Here is a 25,120-nt window from a genome sequence, read left to right as displayed (position 1 = left end):
CCTCAGCTCCACCCGTTGCGTCAGAAGGCGAGTTCGGTGACCAGGTGGATGATCAGTCCCACGAGGGCGCCGACGACGGTGCCGTTAATCCGGATGAACTGCAGGTCGCGACCGACGTGCAGCTCGATGCGCCGGGAGGCCTCGTCGGGCTGCCAGCGGCCGACAGTATCTCCGATGACCGCGGCGATGTCGTCCTTGTGCCGGCACACCACGCGGGTGGCCGCGTTCGCCACGGTGTGGTCGACGGTGCGCGCCAGCTCCGGATCGGTGGCGAGCTGGGCGCCGAAGGCCGCGAGTTCGTCGGTCGCGCGGACCCGGGCCGTGCTGCCCGGATCGGAGGCAAGATCGAGCAGGATGCTCTTCGCCGTGGCCCACATGGCGGAGATCACCCGGTCGACCTCGGGATGGGCCAGGAGCCGGTACTTGATCTGCTCGACCTGCCGTCCCAGCGCCTCGTCGGTGCGCAGCCGGCCGGCGAAGCCGCGCAGGAACGCGTCCAGGGCGCGGCGTGCCCGGTGCTCGGGGTCGGTGCGCAGCGCCTCGGTGAAGCGCAGCGCCTCGCTGTACGCCTTGGCCGCGACCGCCTCGTCCAGCCACTTCGGAGACCAGCTTGGTGCCCGCTCCTGCACGGTGCGGGCGAAGACCTCCGGGTTCTGCTTCAACCACGTCTCGGCCTCGGTGACGATCACGTCGACCAGTCGATGGTGCAGCCGGTCCTCGACCACCCGTTCCAGCGCCATTCCGAGAGCCCCGGCCCAGGGCCGTTCGACGACGCGGGGCAGCACCGCCTTCTCGACGAGTTCGCGGACCAGGTCGTCGTTCATCCCGGAGAGCACCGCGATGAACCGCTCCGCCGCCTCGGTCGTGACCCGTTCGGCGTGCGACGGCTGGCGCAGCCAGGCACCGACCCGGGCGGACACTCCGATGCCGTCGATCTTCTCCCGGATCACGTCCTCGGCGAGGAAGTGGGTGCCGACGAAGTTCTCCAGACTCCGACCAAGCGCGTCCTTACGTCGAGGAATGATCGCCGTGTGCGGGATCGGGAGGCCGAGTGGGTGGCGAAACAGCGCGGTCACCGCGAACCAGTCGGCCAGTGCGCCGACCGCGCCCGCCTCGGTGGCCGCGGCCACGTACCCGATCCACCCCGGGCCACCGTGGGCCTGCCAGCGGGCGGCGAGGAGGTAGATCGTCACCACCGCGGCAAGCAGGCTGCCGGCGATGAGCCGCATCCGGCGAAGCCCGCGGCGCAGGCCCACCTCGTCGGTGGTGCCGCGCGCGAAGCCAGCCGACACCGGCCCGGAGACGCCCTCCGGATCGTTCATCGCCGCCCGTTCGGTCGGCAGCCCGTCCCGCCGCCCACTGAGATCCTCCTGCTCGTTCCGCCAGCCGGATCGGCGCGGACCGACCAGGCTGGCGGGCGAGCCTGGCGGTGCCGGACGCGGCGATCCTCGGCCACCTTATGCGGGAGCACCGCCCATCCGGACCGGCGTGGGGATCATTCGGTCTGGCGCCGGATCCGTTGCTGGATGACGACCAGATCGACGATGGCGACGAGGGCGAGAAAGGCGAGGAAGGCGGCGCCGGCTGTCTGCCCCCGGACGGCGAAGAAACCGGCGAAGACCCCGCAGAACACCAGGCCGAACGCGGCGAGGACGCGGCGTAGCCCGAATGCGCTGTGAGCCGGGGGGAACCCCCCCGGACCGGAGGAGCCGCAGGAGAAGGCGCGGCGCCACCAAGGCCGGTGCCCGAGGGCACTACCCCGGTCGCGTTGGTGCGGCAGGGAATGGGTCACAGACACCGGTATGCCCCGCCCGGACGGGGCGAACCGGTCGCCCTCGTCGCCGTTGCGGGGATGGTCCTCCCGGATCGCACGGACGGCATCGAGCGGGCGGACACCGACGTCGGTCAGCCCTCGGGTGGTCGGTCAACCCTCGGCTGCCGACGTGCCGTGGCGGCCCGGCAGCCTGGCGGTCATCGCGGATCTCGCCTCGTCGCTGACGAGGCGCTCGGTGAAGATCGAGCTTTCGACGTCGATGCGCGCCAACACCTCCGGTGTCCCGCCGTCGTGCAGCAGGGCGCGAGCTGCCGCGAGCGCCTGCGGCGGCTGAGCCAGCAGCGCCGCCACCCGGTCGTCGACCCGGGCGCGTAGCGCTTCGGCGTCGGGAAGTACCTCGGTCACCACCCCCAGTCGGGCGGCCTCGGCCGCTCCGAGGGACTCGCCGAAGTAGACGAGGCGGGCAGCGATGGCTGGTCCGACCCGGCGGGGTAGCAGGAGGGTCGACCCGAACTCGGGGATCACCCCCAGATTGACGAACGGCATCCCGAGGGTGCTGCGCTCGGTCGCGTAGACCAGGTCGCAGTGCAGCAGCAGCGTGGTCCCGATGCCCATCGCGGGCCCGTCGACCTCGGCGACGAGAAGTTTCGTGCTGCGGGCCAGCGTCCGGATGAAGGTCAGCGTCGGACCCTCCGCCCGGAGGGCGTCGGCGGCCAGAAAGTCGACCAGATCGTTGCCGGCGGTGAAGGATCCGCCGCTGCCGGTCAGCCGGATGACCCGGATCTCCGGGTCGGTCTCGGCCTTGTCGAACGCCTCCGCGAGGGCGAGGTACATCGCCTGGGTGAGGGCGTTGCGTTTCTCCGGGCGGTTGATCCGTACCGTCAGCGCGCCCTGGCCGGGTTCGCTCTCGATCTGGCTGCTCATCCGTGTCTCCTCACCGGTCCGTCGGGTTCCCTGGCCCGGCCGTGCTCCCGACCCGGCCGTGCCCGGGGGCGTCAACCGTGCCCGGGGGCGTCAACCGTGCTCAGGGGCACAGTGCCACCGGCTGGCCTCGGGTGAAAGTAGTTGTGCCACCTCCGCCGCTTCCGTGACCTCCGCCGCTTCCGCCAGCCGGGGCCTCGCTCGGCGATTAGCGCAGCAGTTCAGCAGTTCAGCAGCAGCTCATTGGACGGGAGTTGATGGGGAGGTCTGTCGTGGAGTTGTTGTGGAGTGATTGAAGCTTCGGCGGACCGGGTAGGGCCTGATCGGCAATCGTCGACGCCTGATCGGCAATCGTCGACGGGGGTGACTGCTGGGGCGGAGTGACCCAGTTCCCGTCGCCAGGTGTCTGCAATGTCTACAACGTCTGCAATGTCCACAATGGAACCACTCTTCATGATCTGGCAAGAGGTGGGAGCTGCGGCCCGGGCGGGGGTCGGGTGGGCTGCGAGGGTGTGATCTGTGTGGCCTCGGATCGTGCGATGTGCTTCCAGCAACATGCCAACATGTGATGTGTTTGCGTTGTCGAGCGCGGTGCGACCGGTTGATCGGAGCCTTCGTGGCCGCGGAGGATCTGCGCCGGTTGGCGTCGACTGCTGCCCGTCAGTGCTAGTTCATGYGCATCGTCGTTGTTTGGTCCGGGCTGCGCTCATGTAATTCGGGGCGGGTTCTGGTTGCGCGTTGCGCGCCCGCGAATGTTCGTCACCCGGTGCTACCTCGCCATCCTTTTGCGTTGAAGGCGGGTGCCCCCAGTCGGGCTAGTTCTTCACCCGCTACAGTTGTCCGCGCCCCCGGAACATTCACCCGATGTCCGGACCGCCTACTCCAATGCGCTGGCCCGGTGTTGTCGTCTGTGGTCTTCCGGTGACATGTCCCGATGGAACTCGACTACTCACCCCCGCACACGAGGCACTCGACTCCCGGGTGCCGGACGAGAGGACCGGATGCTCCAGAATTGGCCCATCCGCTCGAAGCTAGTGGTGATTCTCGTCGTCCCCCTGGCTGCGCTCGCGGTACTGAGCGCGATACAGGTGCGGGGGAACGTCGACAACGTGCGGGTCGCCAACCGCATCAAGGCACTCGCCGACTTCTCGATCAAAAGCAACGAGCTGGTCCAGGCCCTGCAGGTCGAGCGGTACGCCACGAACTCCTATGTCGGTTCCAACTACATGGCCGTCGCTCAGGAGCAGGCGGCGCTCGCCGCCCGCGGCCCGGTGGACAAGGCCCTGGCCGTCTATCGGGCCGGTGAGGCGGCGCTGCCCGCGGCGGGTCGTGACACCCTGGCGACCACGCTCGCGTCGATCTCGGAACGCCTCGGCAAGCTCTCTGCGCAGCGCAAGGCGATCGACGCGCACCAGGCGCAGGTGGACCAGAACATTGCTTTCTACTCGGGTGCCGTGGACGATCTCCTCGCCCTCAACGCCCAGGTGGCGGCCGGAAGCCGCAACACCTCGCTGGTCAACGGTGCCACCACACTGGTGAGTATCGCGCAGGCCAAGGAACAGGTCGCCCACCAGCGCGGCGCCGTCGTCCGCGTGATCCTCCTCCAGCAGACGGATGCGGCCACGCTGCGGGAGATCCAGACCAGGAGCGGGGCGGAGGACGCCTGGCTGGCCCAGTTCCGCACCACGGCCACGGCGGACGAGCAGGAGTTCTACAACGTGACGGTCGGCCGGACGATCTCGGCCGCCGCGACATTGCGTGACKGCACGGTCAACGCCGTGCAGAACGGCCAGCCGCTGACCGTTACCCCGCAGATCTGGCTGGAGGCCTCCGACGCGAAGATCAATGCGATGCGGYAGGTCGAACGCCGGATCGCGGCCGACCTCGCAACGACCAGCGCGAAGATCGCCAGTTCGGCCACCCGCGACGCGCTCCTCAGCGGTATCGGCGTGGCGCTGGTGCTCGTGGTGTCGGTGGTGATTTCTCTCCTRGTGGCGAGCCCGATGATCCGGGACCTACGCCGACTGCGCCGCGGCGCCCTCGAAGTCGCGAACGAGCGGCTGCCCGGGGTCGTCGACCGTCTGCACCGCGGGTCGCCGGTGGACGTGGCCGAGGAGGAATTCCCGGTCGAGGTCCGGAGCAAGGACGAGATCGGTCAGCTCGCCGAGGCGTTTGGCACCGTGCACGCGGTGGCCGTGCGGACCGCGGTGGAGCAGGCCGCGATGCGCAAGAGCATCGGGGACACGTTCCTCAACCTCGCCCGCCGCAGCCAGGCACTCATTCACCGCCAGCTCAAGGTGATCGACGCCCTGGAGCGCAAGGAGACCGACCCGGACGAGCTGGAGGAGCTCTTCCGTCTCGACCACCTCGCCACCCGCATGCGCCGGCACGCCGAGGACCTCATCGTGCTGTCCGGCTCCAAGCCGGCCCGTGGTTGGCGCCGGCCCGTCCCGGTCAAGGACGTCGTCCGTGGCGCCGTCGCCGAGGTGGAGGACTACACCCGGGTGCAGGTGATGTCGATCGACGGAGGGGCCATCAGCGGTCACGCCGTCGGTGACGTCATCCACATGCTCGCCGAGCTGATCGAGAACGCCACCTCCTTCTCTCCGCCCCACACGCCGGTGCATGTCTCCGGGCACGAGGTGTCGAACGGCTTCGTGATCGAGATCGAGGACCGCGGGCTGGGCATGAGTCCGGAGGAGTTCGACGCCGTGAACGAGCGGCTGGCCAACCCGCCTCCCTTCGACCTGTCGACCAGCGAGCGTCTCGGCCTGTTCGTCGTCGGTCGGCTCGCCGAGCGGCATTCCATCTCGGTGAAGCTGCGGTCCTCGCCGTACGGCGGCACGATGGCGATCGTCCTGGTGCCGACCACGCTGCTGCGGCAGGTCGACACCGACGGGGAGGCCCGGCCGGAGCCCGCGCAGATCGCCCCGCCGCTCCCCATGACGCGGGTTCCGGCTCTCGACGGCCCGGCCATCGACGAGGACCGGTTCCGTGGGTCGCTGGTGGACGCGGACGGCAACCTCGCCGGTCCCCCCGCGCGCTCCGAGGACGCGGCCGCGGCTGCGCACGGTCAGGACGAGACGCTCATCGACGATCTGCCGGTCTTCGCCACGGTGCGATCGAGCTGGTTCGTCGCCGACCGCCCGCGGCACCGTTCCAACGGCAGGCCTTCGGACGCTCCGCCGCGTCCCTCGACCCCGCGCTCCGACCCGGACGGCGGGTCGGGCGGGAAGCCCGGCTCCCGCGACTTCGGTGACCCCCCGCCGCTGCCGTCGCGCCGTTCGCGTGGCGGCCGCAGGGCCGTGGGGGACCAGCCCCACCCCGCCGTCCCGGACCATCCCCAGACGCCCGGGTCGGACGACCCCGGCGGTCCGCCGGCCCGTCCGGGACAGGACACATCTTTCCGGGATGAACCCTTCCGGGAGGAGCCCTTCCGGGATGGCCCCTTCCAGGACGGACGGGACGTCCCCGGTCCGGGTGGCCACGACGGTGCGCCCGGCTCCGAGTACGGCGGCGACGGCGGACCCGGCAGCCGTGTCACCTCGCTGTTCGGTGACAGCCCCATGGCCAGGGAGCGGTCGCGCGGTGGTGAGCCCGGCTCCGCCGACCCGCGGGAGGCCACCCGAACCGATCCGTTCACCTCACCGCTGGGCCGGCCGGTGGGACGCTCCGAGGGATTCCAGCGCGAGGACACCCCCGCCATGGGCCAGACGGTCGTCCCCCTCGGACGCCCGGCGCCTTCGGCCCGTTCGGACGAGCCCRCTGACCCGGCCGGGCCCGGCGCGGACGGCCAGCTGCCCGTCGATTTCACCGAGGTGGGCCTGCCCAAGCGCACCCGGCGGGCCAGTCTCGCGYCACAGCTTCGTCGGGACACTCCCGAGGAGCGTTCCGGAATACTCGCCGCGCAACGGAGCCCGGAAGAGATCCGCAACATGATGTCGTCCTTCCAGAACAACTTTGGTCGTGGTCTGGCGGACGGCCAGGTTTCGAACGACGGTGACGATGTAGGAAAGGTGACCTGATGCGTCCGCTGGGGCCGTCCGAGAACATGAGCTGGTTGCTCAACAACCTCGTCAAGAAGGTGCCCGAAGTCACCTATGTGATTGCGCTTTCCTCTGACGGGTTGTTGCTCGCCACCTCGTACGGGATGGACCGGGCGACCGCCGACCAACTGGCCGCGGTGGCCTCCGGATTCAACAGCCTGGCGCGCGGCGCGGGTCGTTTCTTCGGGGGTGGAAACGTCCGGCAGACCATTGTCGAGATGGACGAGGGATTCCTGTTCGTCACCGCGGTCGGGGATGGATCGTGCCTGGCCATTCTCAGCAGCCCCGGCGCGGACATCGGTCTCATCGCCTACGAGATGGCGCTGCTGGTGACCCGGGTCGGCGAGTTTCTCACCCCGGAACTCCGGGCTCAGATGCAGTCCGCGCTGCCACTCTGACATCGGCCCGGCGATCGGGTGGGGGTCCGATCGGTTGGTGGGTCAGCCGGTCACCCCCTGCCATCACCGACCGGATGACAGCAGAATTCTCAAGGCAGGAGGACCGGTATGTCGCGCGATGATGAATGGTTCGACGAAGAGGCTGGTCCGGTCGTCCGCCCCTACGCTGTCACCGGGGGCCGGACACGGCCGACGAACCAGACGTTGGAGCTGGTCGCGTTGGTGACCACCACGCCCAACGGCCGGCTGATGATGCGGACGCTGGAGCATGAGCAGCGCGCCATCGCGTTGCTCTGCCAACGCGTGCAGTCGATCGTGGAGATCTCCGCTCGGCTGAATCTTCCGGTCGGGGTCGCGCGGGTCCTCGTCGGCGACATGCTCGACGCCGGCCTGGTGACCGTGACCCGACCGGCCCGACCCTCCGACCGCCCTTCCATTGCCCTCATCGAAAAGGTGCTCGATGGACTACAGGCCCTCTAGAACGGGGTCGCCGGAAACGGCGCCGCCGCATCCGGTAAAAATCATCATCGCCGGCGGGTTCGGAGTCGGAAAGACRACGTTCGTCGGTTCGGTGAGCGAGATTMAGCCCCTCACCACGGAGGCCGCGATGACGGCCGCAAGCATAGGGATCGACGACACCAGCGCGGTCGGTTCGAAGACGACGACCACGGTCGCGATGGACTTCGGTCGGATCACGCTTCTCGACAGCATTATTCTCTACCTTTTCGGCACCCCGGGCCAGGACCGGTTCTGGTTCATGTGGGATGAGCTCGTCCTCGGYGCGATCGGCGCGGTGGTCCTGGTGGACACGCGGCGGCTGRCCGACTCCTTTCCGGCCATCGACTACTTCGAGGAGCGCGACATCCCGTTCCTCATCGCGCTGAACCGGTTCGACGGTGCGCGGGAGTACCGGGTGGAGGACGTCCGGGCGGCGTTGGACCTCGATCCGCGCCGTCCGGTGGTGTTCTGCGACGCCCGGCAGCGGGAGTCGGTCCGGCAGTCCCTGGTGTCGCTGGTCCGCCACGCCCTCGACGTGGTGTCCGCGGAGTCCCGGCCGGGCCTGCCCCAGCGGTCGGGGTGAGCGGCCGCGTCGGTCCGGTGGGCACGGCTGGTCCGGTGGGCACGGCTGGTCCGGTGGGCACGACTGGTCCGGTCGGCGTCCGTCGGCCACGTCCCGATCCTGCTCCGAGGAAGGGGAAGGTGCTCGATCTTTTCGGTATCGATGAGGTCACCCTGGCCGCCTATCGGCTGTGGCTGTGCCACGAGGTCCTGAGCGTGCCCGAGGTGGCGKAGATGCTCGGCGAGCCGCTGGTCGCCGCGGGGCGGGCGCGTGATCGTCTGGTCGAGCTGGGTCTGCTGCTGCCCTCGCGCGAACGGGCMGGTCACTACGTCGCGGTGCATCCCGAAGCCGGGCTCGACCACCTGCTCCAGGCGCAGCACGAGCAGCTGATCCGTCGCCATGAGCGGCTGCTCCTGGCCCGGGCACAGATCAGCTCCTTCGTCTCGGACTACCTGGAGAGCCGTCCCGGCGGGGACACCGCCGAGGTAAGGCGGATAGACAGTGCCGACCAGGCCCGTGCGGAGCTGCTCGCGATCGTCGGGCGAGCCGAGCGGGAGGTGCTCGCGCTGCATACCCGGCGCGAGTGGTCCTCGACCCTGACTCGCGAGGTGATGCCGGTCGAACTGCGTGCGTTGCGGCGTGGTGTGGTGATGCGCAGCGTCCTGCCCCGGTCGGTGCGCCTGGACGAGCTCGGCGCCGGTTATGTGCGGACCGTGGCGGCGCATGGCCTGGACGCCCGAATGATCGACGATCCCCGGCTGGACGCCACCGCGGTCGACGGGCGGATCGGCCTGGTCCGACTGGGCCGGGGGTTCGCGACCGGCCAGACCCTGCTCGTGCGCACCCCGGAGCTGACCGCCCTGCTGCTCACCCTGTTCGAACAGGTCTGGGAGGCCGCCGAACCGCTGAGCGGCGAGGCGATGGCCGCTCCCGGGGACGGTGACGACGCGCCGAACGACACCGAACGGCTGCTGCTGCGTCTGCTCAGCCTCGGCATGAAGGACGAGGCGGCCGCGCGCCATCTGGGCGTCTCCGTCCGCACCGTGCGCCGCATGATCGCCGATCTGATGGCACGGTTGAACGCCCGTAGCCGATTCCAGGCGGGTAGCCTCGCCGCGCAACGCGGCTGGTTCTGAGCGGCTGGTTCTGAGTAGCCGGCTCTGGATGTAGCCGGCTCTGGATGTAGCCGGCTCTGGATGTAGCCGGCTCTGGATGTAGCCGGCTCTGGGTAGCACCATACCCGACCAGGCCGAGGCCGAGCGCGGACGACGTGGTTCCCACGAGATCGAGATCCCGGTTCTCCTCCGGTGGCGTGTCGACCACCCCCGGGCACCGGGAAGCCCRCTCGCGATGGTTGTAGCCGCGTTGTGCTCTCCGTGTGCACTGGTTGGCATTTGACTGCCAGGGCAACTTGCTGCCAGGGGAAATCCAGGACAGCCGCGCCGCGTGGCCCCATGCTCTCGATGAGTCAAAGAAGCCGACTGCTTTAGAAAGGCTGGCTGCTTCAGAAGGGCTGTCGGGTGGGAAGCGGTGGTCGCGCACCGGTCACTCCCGGCCGGCTCCATGCTCGTCGGCGGATTCCCCTGCCACCTGTAACGCGTCGCAAGGTGCCGGGGCCGGTCCGTCATGGCCGGTCCGCCTGACTGCCCATGCACACGGTACCCGTGCTTGCCATGCACACGGTACCCGTGCTTGCCTGGGGTCAAACACGCGCTTCCCAAGAACATGTCGAGGAGATTCTTGTGCCCTCAGTCACCGGTCCCTCAGTCACCGGTCCGCAGAACCCCGCCACGCCGTCCGGAGGTCAGTCACACCGGACTCTCATCGTGGCCAGGATGAACCCTGCCGACGCTCCCGCCATCGCGGCGACCTTCGCCGAGTCCGATGCCGGAGAACTACCCGGAATCGTGGGTGTGACCAGGCGTGACCTGTTTCACTTCCATGGCCTTTACTTTCATCTTATCGAGGCTCCGACTAACGTCAGGAACACCGTCGAGAACGTCCATGAGCATCCGCTGTTCGTCGACGTGAGCAAAAAGCTCGGGAAATACGTCTCCGCCTACGACCCGGAGACCTGGCGCACCCCCGGGGACGCGATGGCACAGAGTTTCTACTCGTGGACGGCCGGCTGAGCCCCCGGTGCGCCACCGGGCTCCTGATACACGGCCGGGCTCCTGTACACCGCCAGAGCACCGGGCCCGCCGGCTGCGGCCGCGACCGGTCATCAGCGACCGCGTCCTAGATCCCGCCCACCGGTACGCCCAGTTTTTCATGTGAACCCCGAAACCCGAAAATGAAAARGGGAGTACGACATGCCCCGGCAATGGTCGGCCGATGCCCTGCTCGACTTCCTGGTCGAGCAGGCCGGTCTGCCCTCGGACGAGCGGCCGACGGACCTGGATGTGACCTTCATCGACATCGGCCTCGACTCGCTCGCCTACCTCCAGCTCTCGGCGGAGGTGGCCGGGACCTTCGGGGTGGACCTCCCGGCCGAGCTGCCGGAGAGCTGGACCCTCGCCGAGATCCTGGCCACGGTGAACACGGCTCTCGGCCAGCGCGAGACGGTCTGAATCCGCCGTTAGTTCCCACGCCCCATACCTTCCAGGCCGACCGGAGCCGACGTGAGCGGGCACACTGACAACTCGATTTTCATCGATGCCGACATTGAAACCGTCTGGACCATCACCAACGATCTGAAGTCCTGGCCTGACCTCTTTACCGAATACGCCTCGGTAGAGATTCTTGAGCACCATGAGAACACCTTCAAGTTTCGCCTGACCATGCATCCCGACGAGAACGGGACGGCGTGGAGTTGGGTGTCCGAGCGGACGCTCGACCCGGCCACCCGGCAGGTGCGCGCGTACCGCGTCGAGACCGGTCCGTTCGAGTACATGCACATCCACTGGAGCTACACGCCGGAGGGCACCGGCACCCGCATGCGCTGGGTGCAGGACTTCCATATGCGCCCGTCGGCGCCGGTGAACGACGAGCAGATGACCAACCGCATCAACGCCAACACCGCCCGCGAGATGTCGGTGATCCGGGAGAAGGTCGAGCGGGCCGCCGCCGAGCTGCCCCCGGTCTCCATCGCGCTGCCGGAACAAGTCTGAGGAGAACGAGACCGGTGACTTCCGTGACAGCGATTCCGAAGGTTCTCTGCATTCACGACATGACCCCAAACCGTCGGCGCGGCGGTGACGTCCGCACGCTGCTTTCACCGGCGACCGTGGGCTCGACCTCGGGCTTTTTCGGCACCTTGACCCTCCAGCCGGGTGAGGTGGTGACCGAACACCTGCATCCCTACTCGGAGGAGTTCCTCTACTGCGTGCGCGGCATTGTGACCGCCCGACTGGACGGTCAGTACCAGGACCTGCCGGCCGACCACGGGGTGTGCATCCCGATCGGGATGCGCCACCGCGTCGTCAACACCGGTGAGGAGACCGCCTTCCTCGTCTTTCACCTCAGCCCGCTGGCACCCCGGCCCGACCTCGGTCATGTCGACACCGAGGTACCGCTCGACCCGGATGCCCCGCACGTCCCGGTCGCCCCGTCGGCGCCCACCGTCGACTCCCTGCCCCACGGGTCCGGACAGTGAGCGGACCAAGACGGACGGCGGTCACCGGGATCGGGGTGGTCGCCCCCGGTGGGGTCAACCGCAAGGAGTTCTGGACCCTGMTAACCGACGGCCGTACCGCGACGCGGCGACTGTCGTTCTTCGACCCGACCCAGTTCCGTTCCCAGGTGGCCGCCGAGTGCGACTTCGACCCGGCGGCGGCCGGCCTGACCGCCCGGGAGATCGCGCGTAACGACCGGTTCGCGCAGTTCGCCTTGGCCGCGGCGTTGGAGGCGGTGGAGGACAGCGGCCTGGACCTGCGGGGCGGCGGGGACGGTTCCGGGGACGGCGGGGACGGTTCCGGGGACGGCCCGATCGTTGGCGTCAGCATCGGCAGCGCGGTGGGCGCGACCACCCGCCTGGAGAACGAGTACGTCGAGGTCTCCGACAGCGGGCGGGACTGGGAGGTTGATCCCCGGTACGCCAGCTCGTTCCTCTACCACGCGATGGTGCCKAGCTGCCTGGCCACCGAACTGGCCTGCCGGTTCGGCGCGCACGGCCCAGCCTTCGTGGTCTCCACCGGCTGCACCTCGGGCATCGACGCGGTCGGCTACGGCCATCAGCTCATCGTCGACGGCGAGGCCGACATCGTCATCGCCGGTGCCTCCGACGCGCCGATCTCCCCGATCTCGATGGCGTCCTTCGACGCGATCCGCGCGACGACAGCCCGCAACGACGACCCCGAACACGCCTCCCGTCCCTTCGACGCCAGCCGGGACGGCTTCGTGATGGGGGAGGGCTGCGCCGTACTCATCCTGGAGGAGCTCACCGCCGCCCGGTCGCGCGGTGCGCACATCTACTGCGAGGTGGGTGGGTACGCCTCGCGCTCGAACGCGTTCCACATGACCGGACTGCGCCCCGACGGGGTCGAGATGGCCGAGGCGATCCGGGTCGCGATGGACGCGGCGCGGGTCGGGGCCGACGACATCGACTACATCAACGCGCACGGATCGGGCACCAAGCAGAACGATCGGCACGAGACGGCCGCCTTCAAGCGTTCGCTGGGACAGCGGGCGTATGACATCCCGGTCAGCTCGATCAAGTCGATGATCGGGCACTCGCTGGGCGCGATCGGGTCGATCGAGATCGCCGCCTGCGCCCTGGCGATCGAGAACGACGTCATCCCCCCCACCGCCAACTGGACCACCCGCGACCCCGAGTGCGATCTCGACTACGTCCCGAACATCGCCCGGGACCACACTGTCGACGTGGCCCTGTCGGTCGGCAGCGGTTTCGGTGGCTTCCAGTCGGCGATCGTCCTCGCCGCCCCGACGCGATGAACGCCGCCGTGGAGGCCTCCGTCGCGACGGCCGCGGGACCCGCGTACCGGGACGGTTCGCCGCAGGCCCCGGTCCGGCCGGTCGTCACCGGTCTCGGCGTCCTCGCGCCCAGCGGCATCGGGACGGAGGAGTACTGGGCATCAACTCTGCGCGGCGAGCTGAAGATCGCGCCGATCAGCCGGTTCGACACCACCTGGTACGACGCCACCCTTGCCGGCGAGGTCGCCGGTTTCGCGGTCGAGGATTACGTCGACAAGCGGTACATCGTCCAGACCGATCGGTGGACCTGGTTCGGGATGGCCGCGTCGCGCCTCGCCATGACCGATGCGCGCTACGACCCCGCCGCGCACGATCCGTATGCGACCTCGGTGGTGTTCGGCAGCGGGTCGGGCGGTGTCGACATCGGGCAGCGCGAGCTGGGACGGCTGTGGACCCGGGGCCGCACCGCGGTGAGCGTCTATCAGTCGATCGCCTGGTTCTACGCGGCGACGACCGGGCAGACCTCGATCCGGTATGGTCTGAAGGGGCCGTCGGGGGTCCTGGTCAGTGACGGTGCCGGCGGAATCGACAGCCTGGCCCAGGCCCGGCGGATTATCCGCCGCGGCACGCCGACGGTGCTCGCCGGGGGGGCCGAGGCGAGCCTGACGCCTTATGCGATTGCCGGCCATCTGTCCGGTGGCCGGGTCAGCACCGCGACCGTCGCGGCGGACGGCTACAAGCCGTTCGACGTTCGGGCGAACGGTTACCTGCCCGGTGAGGGTGGCGCGACGCTCGTGCTCGAGGATCCGGCCGCCGCCGCCGCCCGGGGAGCCCCGCACGTCTACGGCGAGATCGCCGGCTACGCCGCGACGCACGACGCCGCCCACCACGAACGCCCCGCCCCGGACGCGCGCTGGCTCGCCACCGCGATGCGCCGGGCCCTGCGCGACGCCAGCCTCACCCCGGACGACGTCGATGTCGTCTTCGCGGACGGCGCTGGTTCACCGGACCTCGACGCCCAGGAGGCGGCGGCGATCCGCACGGTCTTCGGGGCCCRGACGGTCCCGGTGACGGCGCCGCAGGGCTTCGTCGGCCGGCTCCTCGCCGGCGGCTCGGCGTTGACGGTAGCCGCGGCGTTGCTGTCCATCCGGGACGGGGTCATCCCGGCGGTGGGCAACCTCGACACCCCCGATCCGGCCCATGGGCTCGACCTCGTGCGCACGCCCCGGCGTGTACCCGTGCGGGTGGCGCTGGTGAACGCCCGCGGCTACGGCGGTTTCAACAGCAGCCTCGTGGTTCGCGCCGTCGGTCCTTGCTGAGGAGGACGTACCCACCCGTATCGCCTGCCCGTATCGCCTGCCCCCGCTCACCAGCCGAACCTCACCAGCCGAACCTCACCAGCCGAACCTCACCAGCCGAACCTCACCAGCCGACACCTTGACACAGGAGACAGTCAGCGATGTTCCCAGACCTGGCCGGGCGACGCGCCCTGGTTACCGGCGGTACCCGCGGCATCGGACGGGCCGTGGTGCTCGGCCTCGCCCGAGCCGGAGCGACGGTCGTTGCCGGCCACCAGCGCCAGACCGAGGAGGCCGAGAGCCTGCGCCGCGAGCTCAAGGACACCGGCGGCGACCATCTGCTCGTCCAGGCCGACGTCGCCGATCCGGGCCAGATCACCGAGCTCGTCGAGGCCACCGGCACCCACCTGGGCGGCCTCGACATCGTCGTGAACAACGTCGGCACGATCAGCCACATCCCCTACGCGCAGCTGCCCCTGGACGAGTGGACGCAGGTGCTGACCACCAACCTCACCGCCACTCACCTCGTCACGCAGGGCGCGTTGTCGTTGCTGGGGGACTCCGGTTCGGTGATCAATATCGGATCCGGCTCCGGGGTGGTCGGTCTGCCGCTGCGGGCCCACTACACCGCGGCGAAGACCGGCCTGATCGGACTGACCCGCTCGCTGTCCAAGGAGCTCGGTGTCCGCGGCATCCGGGTGAACCTGGTCTCCCCGGGAGTCATCGAGACCCACCATGCCGAGGGCATCGACCCGGCCGTCAAGGCGGCCTACACCAACCGCATCCCGCTGGGACGCATCGGGACGGCCGAGGAGGTCGCCGCGGTCGTCCTGTTCCTGGCCAGCGACGTGTCGTCCTACGTCAACGGCGCCACCTTTGCCGTGGACGGAGGCATCTGATGACCTCGACCCCGCCTTTTCGGATCATGCTGACAATGCGGATCCACCCCGGTCGGGAGGCCGAGTTCGAGCAGACCTGGCTGCGGATCGGCGACGCGGTCACCTCGCACCCGGCGAACCTCGGGCAGTGGCTGATCCGCTCGGAGGAGGAGCCGAGCACGTACTACATCGTCAGTGACTGGGTTGACGAGGAGCAGTTTCGCGAGTTCGAGCACAGCGAGCGTCACCTGGTGCACCGCAAGGCGCTGCACCCGCTGCGCGCCAGTGCCTCGATGGTCACCGGTACCGTCGTCGCCCAGTTGGCCGGCGCGGCCTCCCTGACCGTTCCGGCGGGAAGCTGACCGTGGCCGGTCCGGCGAAGGTTCGGGTCATGCTGTGGGCGGTCGACCCGCCCGACGATCCCGGCGCGGTGGAGCGGGCTTACCACGAGATCAGCTCCAAGCTGGTCGGCACGCCTGGCCTGCTCGGTAACACGCTGCACCGGTCGGCGGYGGACCCGTCCCGGTTCGCGGTGGTCAGCGTCTGGGCGAGTATGGCCGAGTTCAACGTGTGGGAACAGGGGGCGGACCACCGCGGGACGACCTCACCGCTGCGTCCCCTGCAGGATCCGCAGCGCCCTCCAATGATCGACATCGAGGTCGCCGCGTACGGCCCGGACGGGCCCTTCGGCGACGATCCCCCGGACTGATCAGCGGGTCCTCCGGCTCCGCTACCCGGGGACAGGTAGCCGGGCTCCAGTGGCCGGGGACCGATCGCCGCCGCGGCTGTGCCGGGGGCAGCCCCACCGCCCGAACGGGCGGTGGGGCTGACGCACGTGGAGCACGAAGAACGTCTTCCGGATGATCTACGGATATCATGGTGGGCGTGGACGAGTCATCCCGCCGGCCCATCCACCATCCAGTCTCTCGACGCCAAGACGATCATCCTATCGGAGCGTCGCTACGATCGTTTGACCCCGCCCTCTTTGACAGGGCGGGGTCGTTTCGCGACGACACCCTCTAGTTCGGCGGCGCCGGCTGCCAAGATCTCCTGGATCRCCCCCACCGRCTCCTCCGACGGGCTCAGGTCTCTCCGGCCGGTCAGGCCTGCCAGCATGGCCCGCTGTTCGAAGCGGGGCGGCCCGGTCGTCTGGTGTCCATCTTCGCCCGCTTCGACCAGGTGTCCGATGATGCCGCTGAGTGCCGGTTCTGCGCCGAGGTGTAGAAATGCGCGGTCTGCCCAGGACAGTCCCGGGGCGTACTCCTCGGCCGTGAAGGCGGTGGCGCGGGTGCCCCGGGCTCGGAATCGGGGGGGTTATGCCGGACTCATCCGCTCTTGATGTCCTGATCGGGCTCGCGTTGCTCTTTGCCGCGTTCAGCCTCGCAGTCTCCCGGATCAACGAGGCCGTGCTCGCTCTGTTCCGCTACCGGGGGCGCCAGCTGGAGGCCGAGCTGCGACGGCTGCTCGGCGGTGACCGGCCCGCCGAACCGTCCGATCCGGGGGCGGACCCGCCCGCGGATCGGACGGACCTCGTCGCCGAACTGTTAGACGGGCCGCTTCGGGCCATGCGTGCCACTGGCCGCGACACCTCCCTGCCGGCCATGGACGACCATCCGCCGGTTTCCGGTACCTGGGCCTCGGTGCGCCGCGCGCACACACTGCGGTTGCCGTCCTACCTGCCGTCCACCGCCTTCKCTCGGGCGCTGCTGGACCGGGTCGACCCGCCCGCCCGGGCCCTGCTGTCCCAGCTCCGCCCGGACACCCTGCCTGACCACGTCCCCGACGAGGCCAGGGCCGCGTACCGGCGGGCCTACGACGGTGCCCGGCATGCCCTCGGGGAGAGGTCCGCCCAGGCCCTGTACGACGCGATGCCTGTGGATCACCCCACCGGGCGGGTCGTGGCCGCCGCGCTCGTCGCCGCCACCAGGGCCGGAGCCGTGGGAACGATGGAGGACGGGCTCGCCGCGATGCCCCCCTCCCCGGCGAAGACCGCGATGACCACAGCGATAGTCCAGGCCGGCGGGGACCGCGAGAAGGTCGTCATCGAGCTGGCCCGGTGGTACGACGACGCGATGGATCGCCTGTCCGGGTGGTACAAGCGGCGCATCGCCGTCTTCCTGCTCGGCTACGCGGTCCTGCTGTCCGTCCTGTTCAACCTCGACGCGATCGGGCTCGCACGGGCGTTCTGGCAGGACGGCACCGTGCGGCAGGCGGCCGTGACCGCGGCCCAGGCCGAGGTGGGCTCATCCGGCGAGGCGGCCGGGAGCTCCGCCGGGAGTTTCGCCGGGGATCCCGCCTCCGGCACCCGCCTCACCTCCGACCAGCCCATRGTGGGGGACGCCACGGAACAGGTGATCAAGACGGTGCGCGAGGCCTCGGGGCTCGCCTTCCCGATCGGCTGGGTCCACAACTCCGCGGGCCGCGACGACCCACGGGAGGTTCCCGACTCCGTCGAGGGGTGGCTCCTGAAAATCGCCGGCATCGCGATCGCCTGCTTCGCGCTCACCGCCGGCGCCCCCTTCTGGTTCGACCTGCTCGGCAGACTGGTGAACATGCGCGCCACCGGCCCCAAACCCCGGGCCGCCAACGGATAGATCAGGGCCCTTCCGTCGGCGAGCCGGCTGGTGCTGGCACCGGCACCGGCACCGGCACCGGGTGGATGCCGAGCTGGTCGAGACGTCGCACCAGCGCCTCCAGGGTCGGCCGAGGATGCCGGTAGAACTCCGAGCCGCGGATCCGGAAGAACGTCCAGCCGAGCCGTTCCAGGATCCGCTGGCGGCGCAGATCCGCCTCCCACTGGTCGGGCCCGTGGAAACGGTCACCGTCGCATTCGACCGCGAGGCGGGGGCCGCGGCGCCCCACACCCCCGGCGGTGGCTCCTTCGGTGACGGCTTGCTCGGCGGTGGCTCGCGTGGTGGCGACCCCTTCGACGACCAGGTCGATCCGGTAGCGCCCGACCGGATGCTGGGGGCGCACCCGGTAGCCGCGGGCGAGGAGCTCGCGCAGGACGGCCCGTTCGAACTCGCTCTCGCAGCGATTGGCCAGATCCGCGTCGAGCCGTCCGGTCTGCCCGGCGTACATGTACTCGATCAGCTGGCGCCGCACATCGTCGTCGCGCAGCGTGGCCGGGTCGACGCTGTGGAACACCCACATCTGGTTGYGGGCGCGGCTCGCGGCCACGTTGACTCGTTGCTGGTCGCGGCGGCGGGTGGCGGCCGAGCGGTTGTCGTCCGCGACGACGGAGATGAAGATGACGTCCCGTTCGTCGCCCTGGAACTGGTACGGGTCGCCGACCCGCAGGTCGCGGCGGGAGAACTCGCGCTCCCCGAGCCGTTCGACTAGGGTGTGTTCGATGAGGCGGGGCTGGYCGGCRCCGAGCAGGGTGACCACGCCCATGCTCATCCCGTCGTAGGCCGGGTCGGCGCAGCAGGCGAGGACCCGCTCGACGAGGGCCTGCGCCTCCGCTGGGTTCGCGTCGCCGAAGCGGGTCTGCGACCGGGCGCCCCGGGGGACCCGGACGGGTCGCAGCGGCGCGCCGAGGGCGAGCTCCGGATCCTCCCGCAACGGCAGGATCTGCTGGTCGTAGAAGCGGTTGGAGAAGCCGATGATGTCGGGCAGGCAGCGGAAGTGCTCCTTGAGCACGATGGTGCGCGGGAAGACCCGGGCCGCGGTGTCGTAGAGACTCGCCTCCACGTCGAGCAGCGAACGCTGGGCGACGTCGGGCAGGTGCGCGTCGATCAGGGCATGAACCTTGGCCCGTTCGATGCCGACGGCCTCCGGACTCGTCTGGGCGTCGTCGCCGACGACGACAGCCTTGCGGGCCAGGCTCAGCACGCCGAGGGCCAGCAGGTCGCACTGGCTGGACTCGTCCACGATGACCACGTCGAACAGGTCGTCGGCGCCCGGGTCGAAGCTCTCCATCACCCGGTGCGTCGGCATGATCCACACCGGCACGGCGCCCATCGCCGCCCGCATGTGGGCCCGGGCCTCGGCGCGCCACCGCGGGGCGTACTTCCCGGTGCCCTTCCCGATCCGGTCGAGTGCCTGTACCCAGCCGGTCAGCGCCCGGCGCTGGGAGTCGCCGAGCCGGATCGCCAGGCCCAGCCGGGCGGAGCGACGCGCAGTCTCCAGCACCAGGGCGCGCACGTGCCGCGAGGCGTCGGCGAGCTGACGGCCGAGCGTGGTGAGGTCGCCGTCGGAGTGCAGGTCGTCGAGCCAGGTCTGGGCCTGGCGCCAGCGCCACGCCTCGCTGGCCCGCACCGCCTCGCCGCAGCTCGACGGGTCACCCTGTCCGGTGAGGATGGCGTCGGTCCACAGCGGCGCGACCGCGCGCAGCCGGGCCGCCAGCCGGTCCCGGCGTTCCACGCCGGGGCGCAGCGCCGCCAGCCGGGCGCTCTCGTCGAGCAGCRCCGTCCATGTCGCCAGGTCCCGCCTGGTCAGCGCCTCGTGCAGGTCGGCCCACACCCGGCCGGCCCGCGGGCTACGGCCTCCCTCGGCGAGCGCCCGTTCTACCTCGGCGAGCGCGCCGGCGATCTCCTTCTCGCGCCGTCGGCCGGTCGCCGTGGCAAGCAGGCCGGCGAGGTGGGAAAGCGTGTCCGGGTCGGAAGGCGTCGTCGTGACGGGATGGCCGGTGGGATGGCCGGCGGGATGGCCGGCGGGGAAGACAGCGCGCAGCCGGGCGGACAGCTCCGGTGCCGCCCGGCGTTCCCAGTCGACGGCGTCGGCGAGGCCGCCGGCGACCGCGTCGAGCCGGGTGAGGACGTCGGGTGCCGCGGGCTCGATGGCCTCACCGCCGAGGGCGGCGGCGATCGCGGCCTGACGGGCGGCGGCGGCTGCCAGCGTCTGACGGCGGCGCACCTCTGCCTCGACGATTGCCACGTCCTCCCCCGTGCGCGCGGCCAGCCCATCGACGCGCACCGCGTCGTGCAGGTCCCGCAGCTCCCGTCCGCCGAGGCGGGGGATCCCCCGGCCGGCGGCGAAGCGGCCCCGCAGGTCGGCGAGCAGCCTCAGCTGGACCCGCGGGTCACCGGCGGGCAGCTCGATGGAACGGCCGAAGGTGAGGGTGGTCAGACGGCGCAGCTCGGCGACCTCGGCGGCGAGGGCCGTGGCCTGGTCGGCCCAGAACCTGGCCTGCTCACCCGACGCCGCGCACTGCGCCCGGGCGGTGGTGAGCCAGCCGACCGACAGCCGGCGCAGCCGGTCGGCGGCGGCCCGGGTGTCCTCGACCAGGGCACGGACGCCGTCGGCACCGTCGGCACCGTCGACGTCGAGCGCGTCGAGCGCGTCGACGGACAGGCCGGCCTGTTCGAGGTCGGCGAGCCCGGCGCGGATCTCGTCGAGTTCGTCGTGCAGCCGGCCGAGGGCGACCGCGCCCGGCAGCGACGCGCCGTCCGGCAGGTCGCCCGGCAGATTGCCCGCGGCGGCCCGGGCGTCGGCGGGGGTGATCTCGCGCGCGGTCCGGTAGAGCTCGGCGAGCTCGGCCGGGCCGAGCGGAAGCGCGCGGGTGGGGTCGAGCCGGTCGGGAACGAACCCGAGCTCCTCCGCGCGCTCGGCCAGCCAGCTCGCCACCTCCGGCGCGCGTTCCCGCCCGTGCGGCAGCTCGAACTCCCGCGCCTCGCCGGCCAGCAGGTCGATCATCCGCAGTTCGAGGGCGCGGGCGGTGGCGCGGGCGGCGTCCAGCTCCTCGGCGAGGGCCTTCACGGCCGCGGTCTCCCGCGCCGGGTCGACCTCGCTGACCGCCCCGGAGATCTCCACGATGGCGGCGCGCAGTTCGTCGAGGTCGGCCCGGCTCGACCCGAGCACGGCGACGGTCAGGTCGCGCAGCTCCCGCGGGATCTTGTCGCGCAGCACCGCGAGGGCCTGTTCGTCCTGCGCGGTGACGAGCACCCGCTGCCCATGCGCCACGAGGTGGCAGATCATGTTCGCGATGGTGTGGCTCTTACCGGTGCCGGGCGGCCCTTGCACGGTGACTCCGCGGGCGCCCGCGAGCTGCCGGGCGATCCGCTCCTGGTCGGCGTTCGTCGGCAGCGGCATCAGCAGGCGTTCACCGAGCCCCGCGGGGGAGTCGTCGTGACCGCGCCGGCCACGGCCTCGATCGGCGTGGGCACCCTCGGGGAGGGTGCCGTCGGCCCGATCGTCCCCGCCGAGCGCGGCGGCGACGAGCCTGTCGTCGGCGACCACGGCGGCGATGGCCTCGGGGAGCAGGTCCCGTTCGGCGAGGGCGGTCCGCAGCTCCGCGTAGAACTGCGCCTGCAGGGCCGGCCGCGGCCGCACGTACACCGCCCAGGTGTCGACCAGGACGGGGCTCGGCCCCGGCGGGGGCACCGGACCGGTGGTCGCGCGGGCGTCCAGCCCGAGCGGCGCGAGGATCTGGCGGTGCAGCTCGGCCTGGGCCGGGGCGTCCCACGGATCGGCCGGCGCCGTCCGCAGCCGGTCGCGCAGGGCCGACATCTCGTCCAGACCGGGGAGGCCGAGGCCGTGCAGGGGCTCGGTTTCCAGGCTCACCGGACCGTCGGGATGCAGCCGGATGACCCCGGAGTCCGGATCGACCGTCAGCACCATGCGGGTGACGAGCAGYGGATGGATGATCGTCGCGTCGCCGACCCGCCAGCACAGCACCGAGTGCCCCCAGGCCAGCTCCACGGTCGCGGCCTCGCGCTGCAGCCGCAGGCGCAGGTCGAACAGGCGCTGGTAGAGGGCGCGCGCGTCGCGGGCGGCGCGTGCCTCGGGCGCCCACGGCCGCCACACCTGACGCACCCAGGCGTCGAGCAGTGCGACGGCGCCCGGCGGAGCGTCCCGCTCCTCGCCCGGGACACCGGGAGGCTCGCGCTCCCCGGTCTGCTCGACGGCCTCCGCGTCCAGGAGATGGGCGGGGATGGTGGGTGGGGCGTCCGGGCTCACCACCGTCCCGGCCAGGTAGCGGTCGAGCGGGGGTGGCCAGCTCGGCGCGGCCGGCTGGGGTACCCGGGCGACCTCCAGCCAGCTCTCCCGCTGCGTTGTCGGGCCGAGYCGGACCCCCGGATGGGACGGGACGTCAGCCGGAAGGAGCGGAGCGGGGACGTACTCGGCGAGCTGGCGACGGGGGGCACCGCGCCGTTCGGCGGCGAGCGCGGCCAGGTAGTCCAGGAGCCGAAGCGACCGGCCACGGACCTGATCACGAGCGGACATCGGGCTCCTCGGCTGGCGGGCTGGGTCAGGGCGCGGCGGCGCGACGCCACCTGCCGCCCGCGCCTTCGCCTGATCGACCTTACGACCTGTCTCCGACACAATCGCCGGCTTCCGGCCTGTCCCGCTCGGACCGCCGCCCGGACCGCCGCCCGGGGACGCGCGGCGCGGTTCCGTCCGTGGCCGCACCTACGCCGGACGAGGCGGCCGACGCCTGATCCACTACCGGGGACGCACGTGGGGTGGTGAACTGTCGGCGTGTCGACCCTGTCGTCTCCTGGACACRCATAGTGACCATCGGTACCGTCCGACGTCGTCTGGTCCGACGTCGTCCGGTCGGGCTGCGCCAAGTCGGGCTGCTGGGGGAGAACCACCATGGGATTGCGTTCCGGCGGTGCCGCCGTGCTCACGAGCATGCTGCTTGTGCTGGCCGCGGTTCCGGTCGCGGCTTCGCGCCCCGCGGACGGCCCGTCGCGTTCCGTGGCGGAAAGCTCGCGTTCCATCGACGAGGCGCCGGACCAGGTCTCGCTCCGTGCTGGTGATGGGGACCACGGCCGTGGTGGTGATGGAGACCCCGGAGCGTCCGCCGGCACGGGTGCGCCTCGGCCCCCCGCCCCGGACAGGACCGGGACGGGGGGCCGCGGGAACTCGCTTTCCTATACCGGTGGGCAGATCAGCGTCCTTGCCGTACTGGCGGTGCTGTTGCTCGGTGGGGGAGCCTTCTGGCGGCGCGCGCACCGGGCCGGGTTGTCCTGAGCGCGGTGACCTGCCGGCTGCCGGCCGGCGAATCTGGGGGACCTGAGCACAGTTTGCGGTCCCTGGACCRTGACGGGCTCCCCCAAATTCGGCCGCCGCGCGATGGTGGTCACTGCATGAGCTGACCGTCTACCGGACTTCGCGGCCGCCGACGTCGCGGGGCTTCCKGATCCGGATCTGGTCTGGCCTGGCCTGGTCTGGCCTGGGTTATCCGGCTCGGACGGTCTGCCCGCATCGCCTGCCCGCATCGCCCGGAGGTGTCCGCCCGGGACAGGTCGGGACGGGGTTGGCAGGTTGTTACGCCGGTTTCGCGCCTATGAAGCCATTGTTTCCGTCCGCAGGTTGCGGGTTATCCCGTCGACGGGGTCGTGGTGGGTGGTTTGGGTCGGTACTCTCGGGGTGGAGAAACCTAGGATGATCGGGGGTGTCCGTGCTCCTCTGGTCCAGGTAAGTATGAAGCGAAGTCACCGAGACTGATGTAGCGCCGATCGAGACGTGAGGGCCGGGTAACGGTGGGTGCACCAATACTGGTGGATAATGCCGATCTGGCGGTCAAGACCCTGGGGGTCTGCCGGATTGACTCCCCGCTCCTGCCGCTGCTGGGGGAGCGGCCGACGACGCAGCATTACATCGATGAGTCGGACAAGGTCCTCTACGACGACACCGCCCTGATGATCTCCTCGCGTGGTGTCGYGCTCGATGACCTGCCCGGATTCGAGCCGGCCGGGCCGCGCCGGAAGATCTACTTCGACCCGTCGAAGACCCGGGTGGGCATCGTCACCTGCGGTGGGCTCTGTCCCGGGTTGAACAACGTGATCCGCGGTCTGGTGCTGGAGCTGACCTCGCACTACCGGGTTCGGCGGATCTTCGGATTCCGCAACGGGTACCAGGGCTTCATCGCCCGCTACGGCCACGACGTCGTCGATCTCACCCCGGAGAGCGTCGCCAACATCGACGAGGACGGCGGGACGATCCTCGGCAGTTCCCGCGGCCAGCAGGATCCCGCCGAGATCGTCGACTGCCTCTCCCGGATGAACATCAACATCCTGTTCGTCATCGGCGGTGACGGCACCCTGCGCGGGGCCGGGCAGATCGCCCGGGAGGCCGAGACGCGCGGGGAGAAGATCGCCGTGGTCGGCATCCCGAAGACGATCGACAATGACATCCCCTACATCGACCAGAGCTTCGGCTTCCAGACGGCCTTCGGCAAGGCCGCGGAGTCCATCCGGGTCGCGCACGCCGAGGCGACGTCCGCGCCCGGCGGGCTCGGCGTGGTCCGGCTCATGGGCCGCCACTCGGKATTCATCGCCTGCTACGCGACGCTGGCGAAGAGTAACGCGGACGTGGTGCTCATCCCGGAGTTGCCGTTCAAGCTGGAGGGCGACGGCGGTCTGCTGAACTACGTGCGTCGCCGGGTGGCCGAGCGCGGCCACGCCGTCGTCGTCGTCGCCGAGGGTGCCGGCCAGGAGCTTGTCGTCGGCCAGCCGGAGAGCACCGACGCGTCCGGGAACCGCAAGCTGCACGACATCGGCCCGGAGCTCTCCCGCCGGATCAAGGAGTACTTCGACGCCGAGGGCATCGAGCTCAACCTGAAGTACATCGATCCCAGCTACGTGATCCGCAGCGTGCCGGCGAACCCGTACGACAGCGTCTACACGATCCGGCTCGCCCACGCGGCCGTGCACGCCGCGATGTCCGGCCGCACGGAGATGGTCGTCGGCCGCTGGCGGCGGCGGTTCATCCACATCCCGATCCCGCTCGCGATCAGCCAGCGCAACCAGGTCGACCCGGCCGGCGATCTGTGGATGTCCGTCCTCGAAGCGACCGGCCAGCCCCCCCGCTTCGAATAGCCGAGTAGCCAGCCCCCTCTCTTGCCTTTCCAGAGGGATAAAAGGGACGTCGAAGCCTCTGGATAGGCAAGATTCCCGGTGTGGCCGTGCGTGTCCACAAGGA

21 protein-coding genes are annotated in these 25,120 nt (G+C 70.5%); 17 read left to right on the top strand and 4 right to left on the bottom strand.

Features of this window, described 5'->3' with window-relative positions; genetic code table 11:
- Positions 1-20: 20 nt before the first annotated feature.
- From Manayef4_RS19385 to Manayef4_RS19375, 3 genes are all read right to left on the bottom strand, one after another.
- Positions 21-1,322, bottom strand: a complete 1,302-nt coding sequence (locus Manayef4_RS19385; RefSeq protein ID WP_023840773.1) for a DUF445 domain-containing protein — start codon at positions 1,320-1,322, stop codon at positions 21-23.
- 173 nt (positions 1,323-1,495) lie between these two features.
- Positions 1,496-1,798 carry a DUF6343 family protein gene (locus tag Manayef4_RS19380; protein ID WP_011437249.1) on the bottom strand — a complete coding sequence of 101 codons (303 nt, stop codon included), beginning with the start codon at positions 1,796-1,798 and terminating at the stop codon, positions 1,496-1,498.
- A gap of 126 nt (positions 1,799-1,924) precedes the next feature.
- Positions 1,925-2,698 carry an enoyl-CoA hydratase-related protein gene (locus Manayef4_RS19375; RefSeq protein WP_011437248.1) on the bottom strand — a complete coding sequence of 258 codons (774 nt, stop codon included), beginning with the start codon at positions 2,696-2,698 and terminating at the stop codon, positions 1,925-1,927.
- Positions 2,699-3,696: 998 nt separating this feature from the next.
- Here Manayef4_RS19375 and Manayef4_RS19370 point away from each other — a divergent pair.
- The 15 genes from Manayef4_RS19370 to Manayef4_RS19300 all read left to right on the top strand — a co-directional run bounded on the left by Manayef4_RS19370 (position 3,697) and on the right by Manayef4_RS19300 (position 17,841).
- Positions 3,697-6,720, top strand: coding sequence for a nitrate- and nitrite sensing domain-containing protein (locus Manayef4_RS19370; RefSeq protein ID WP_070132708.1), 3,024 nt, complete (start codon positions 3,697-3,699; stop codon positions 6,718-6,720).
- Positions 6,720-7,139 carry a roadblock/LC7 domain-containing protein gene (locus Manayef4_RS19365; RefSeq protein WP_011437246.1) on the top strand — a complete coding sequence of 140 codons (420 nt, stop codon included), beginning with the start codon at positions 6,720-6,722 and terminating at the stop codon, positions 7,137-7,139. Before Manayef4_RS19370 ends, Manayef4_RS19365 begins: the two co-directional genes overlap by 1 nt.
- Positions 7,140-7,247: 108 nt before the next feature.
- Positions 7,248-7,619: a DUF742 domain-containing protein gene (locus Manayef4_RS19360; RefSeq protein ID WP_011437245.1), complete on the top strand. Its 372-nt coding sequence runs from the start codon at positions 7,248-7,250 to the stop codon at positions 7,617-7,619.
- Entirely contained in the window at positions 7,600-8,220 is a 621-nt protein-coding gene (locus Manayef4_RS19355; RefSeq protein WP_070132706.1) for an ATP/GTP-binding protein, read from the top strand. The genes Manayef4_RS19360 and Manayef4_RS19355 overlap by 20 nt, the downstream gene beginning before the upstream one ends.
- Positions 8,221-8,339: 119 nt before the next feature.
- The gene (locus Manayef4_RS19350) at positions 8,340-9,335 is read left to right on the top strand and encodes a LuxR C-terminal-related transcriptional regulator (RefSeq protein WP_070132704.1); all 996 of its coding nucleotides are present in this window, start codon (positions 8,340-8,342) and stop codon (positions 9,333-9,335) included.
- A 687-nt stretch (positions 9,336-10,022) separates the two neighbouring features.
- Positions 10,023-10,331 (top strand): TcmI family type II polyketide cyclase, encoded by a 309-nt coding sequence (locus Manayef4_RS26210; protein ID WP_049761097.1) that lies wholly within the window; start codon positions 10,023-10,025, stop codon positions 10,329-10,331.
- Between the two features lie 180 nt (positions 10,332-10,511).
- Positions 10,512-10,769: an acyl carrier protein gene (locus Manayef4_RS19340; protein ID WP_011437241.1), complete on the top strand. Its 258-nt coding sequence runs from the start codon at positions 10,512-10,514 to the stop codon at positions 10,767-10,769.
- A gap of 51 nt (positions 10,770-10,820) precedes the next feature.
- Entirely contained in the window at positions 10,821-11,309 is a 489-nt protein-coding gene (locus tag Manayef4_RS19335; RefSeq protein WP_011437240.1) for an SRPBCC family protein, read from the top strand.
- A 59-nt stretch (positions 11,310-11,368) separates the two neighbouring features.
- Entirely contained in the window at positions 11,369-11,794 is a 426-nt protein-coding gene (locus Manayef4_RS19330) for a cupin domain-containing protein (RefSeq protein ID WP_082456678.1), read from the top strand.
- A complete protein-coding gene (locus Manayef4_RS19325; protein WP_070132702.1) occupies positions 11,791-13,092 on the top strand; it encodes a beta-ketoacyl-[acyl-carrier-protein] synthase family protein in 1,302 nt (433 codons plus the stop codon). The genes Manayef4_RS19330 and Manayef4_RS19325 overlap by 4 nt, the downstream gene beginning before the upstream one ends.
- Positions 13,089-14,390 carry a beta-ketoacyl synthase N-terminal-like domain-containing protein gene (locus Manayef4_RS19320; RefSeq protein WP_070132700.1) on the top strand — a complete coding sequence of 434 codons (1,302 nt, stop codon included), beginning with the start codon at positions 13,089-13,091 and terminating at the stop codon, positions 14,388-14,390. The genes Manayef4_RS19325 and Manayef4_RS19320 overlap by 4 nt, the downstream gene beginning before the upstream one ends.
- A 140-nt stretch (positions 14,391-14,530) precedes the next feature.
- A complete protein-coding gene (locus tag Manayef4_RS19315; RefSeq protein WP_011437236.1) occupies positions 14,531-15,268 on the top strand; it encodes a 3-oxoacyl-ACP reductase family protein in 738 nt (245 codons plus the stop codon).
- Positions 15,268-15,609 carry an antibiotic biosynthesis monooxygenase family protein gene (locus tag Manayef4_RS19310; RefSeq protein ID WP_011437235.1) on the top strand — a complete coding sequence of 114 codons (342 nt, stop codon included), beginning with the start codon at positions 15,268-15,270 and terminating at the stop codon, positions 15,607-15,609. The genes Manayef4_RS19315 and Manayef4_RS19310 overlap by 1 nt, the downstream gene beginning before the upstream one ends.
- Positions 15,610-15,638: 29 nt before the next feature.
- Positions 15,639-15,956 carry an antibiotic biosynthesis monooxygenase family protein gene (locus Manayef4_RS19305; protein WP_070132833.1) on the top strand — a complete coding sequence of 106 codons (318 nt, stop codon included), beginning with the start codon at positions 15,639-15,641 and terminating at the stop codon, positions 15,954-15,956.
- 607 nt (positions 15,957-16,563) lie between these two features.
- Positions 16,564-17,841 (top strand): hypothetical protein, encoded by a 1,278-nt coding sequence (locus Manayef4_RS19300; RefSeq protein WP_070132698.1) that lies wholly within the window; start codon positions 16,564-16,566, stop codon positions 17,839-17,841.
- 1 nt (position 17,842) lies between these two features.
- Here Manayef4_RS19300 and Manayef4_RS19295 read toward each other — a convergent pair whose 3' ends face one another.
- On the bottom strand, positions 17,843-22,414 hold the full coding sequence (locus Manayef4_RS19295; RefSeq protein WP_070132696.1) for an AAA domain-containing protein: 4,572 nt from the start codon (positions 22,412-22,414) through the stop codon (positions 17,843-17,845).
- 372 nt (positions 22,415-22,786) lie between these two features.
- Here Manayef4_RS19295 and Manayef4_RS19290 point away from each other — a divergent pair, with 372 nt between their 5' ends.
- Together Manayef4_RS19290 and Manayef4_RS19285 are read left to right on the top strand one after the other, a co-directional pair.
- Positions 22,787-23,167, top strand: a complete 381-nt coding sequence (locus Manayef4_RS19290) for a hypothetical protein (protein ID WP_011437231.1) — start codon at positions 22,787-22,789, stop codon at positions 23,165-23,167.
- Between the two features lie 512 nt (positions 23,168-23,679).
- Positions 23,680-25,017, top strand: a complete 1,338-nt coding sequence (locus Manayef4_RS19285) for an ATP-dependent 6-phosphofructokinase (protein ID WP_070132694.1) — start codon at positions 23,680-23,682, stop codon at positions 25,015-25,017.
- Positions 25,018-25,120: the final 103 nt, after the last annotated feature.

Origin of the sequence: Frankia sp. CgMI4 (assembly GCF_001756285.1) — a bacterium.
GTDB classification, from domain to species: domain Bacteria; phylum Actinomycetota; class Actinomycetes; order Frankiales; family Frankiaceae; genus Frankia; species Frankia casuarinae.
Note: the sequence above shows the minus strand (reverse complement) of the source record. Positions and strands in the feature narration are given on the sequence as shown.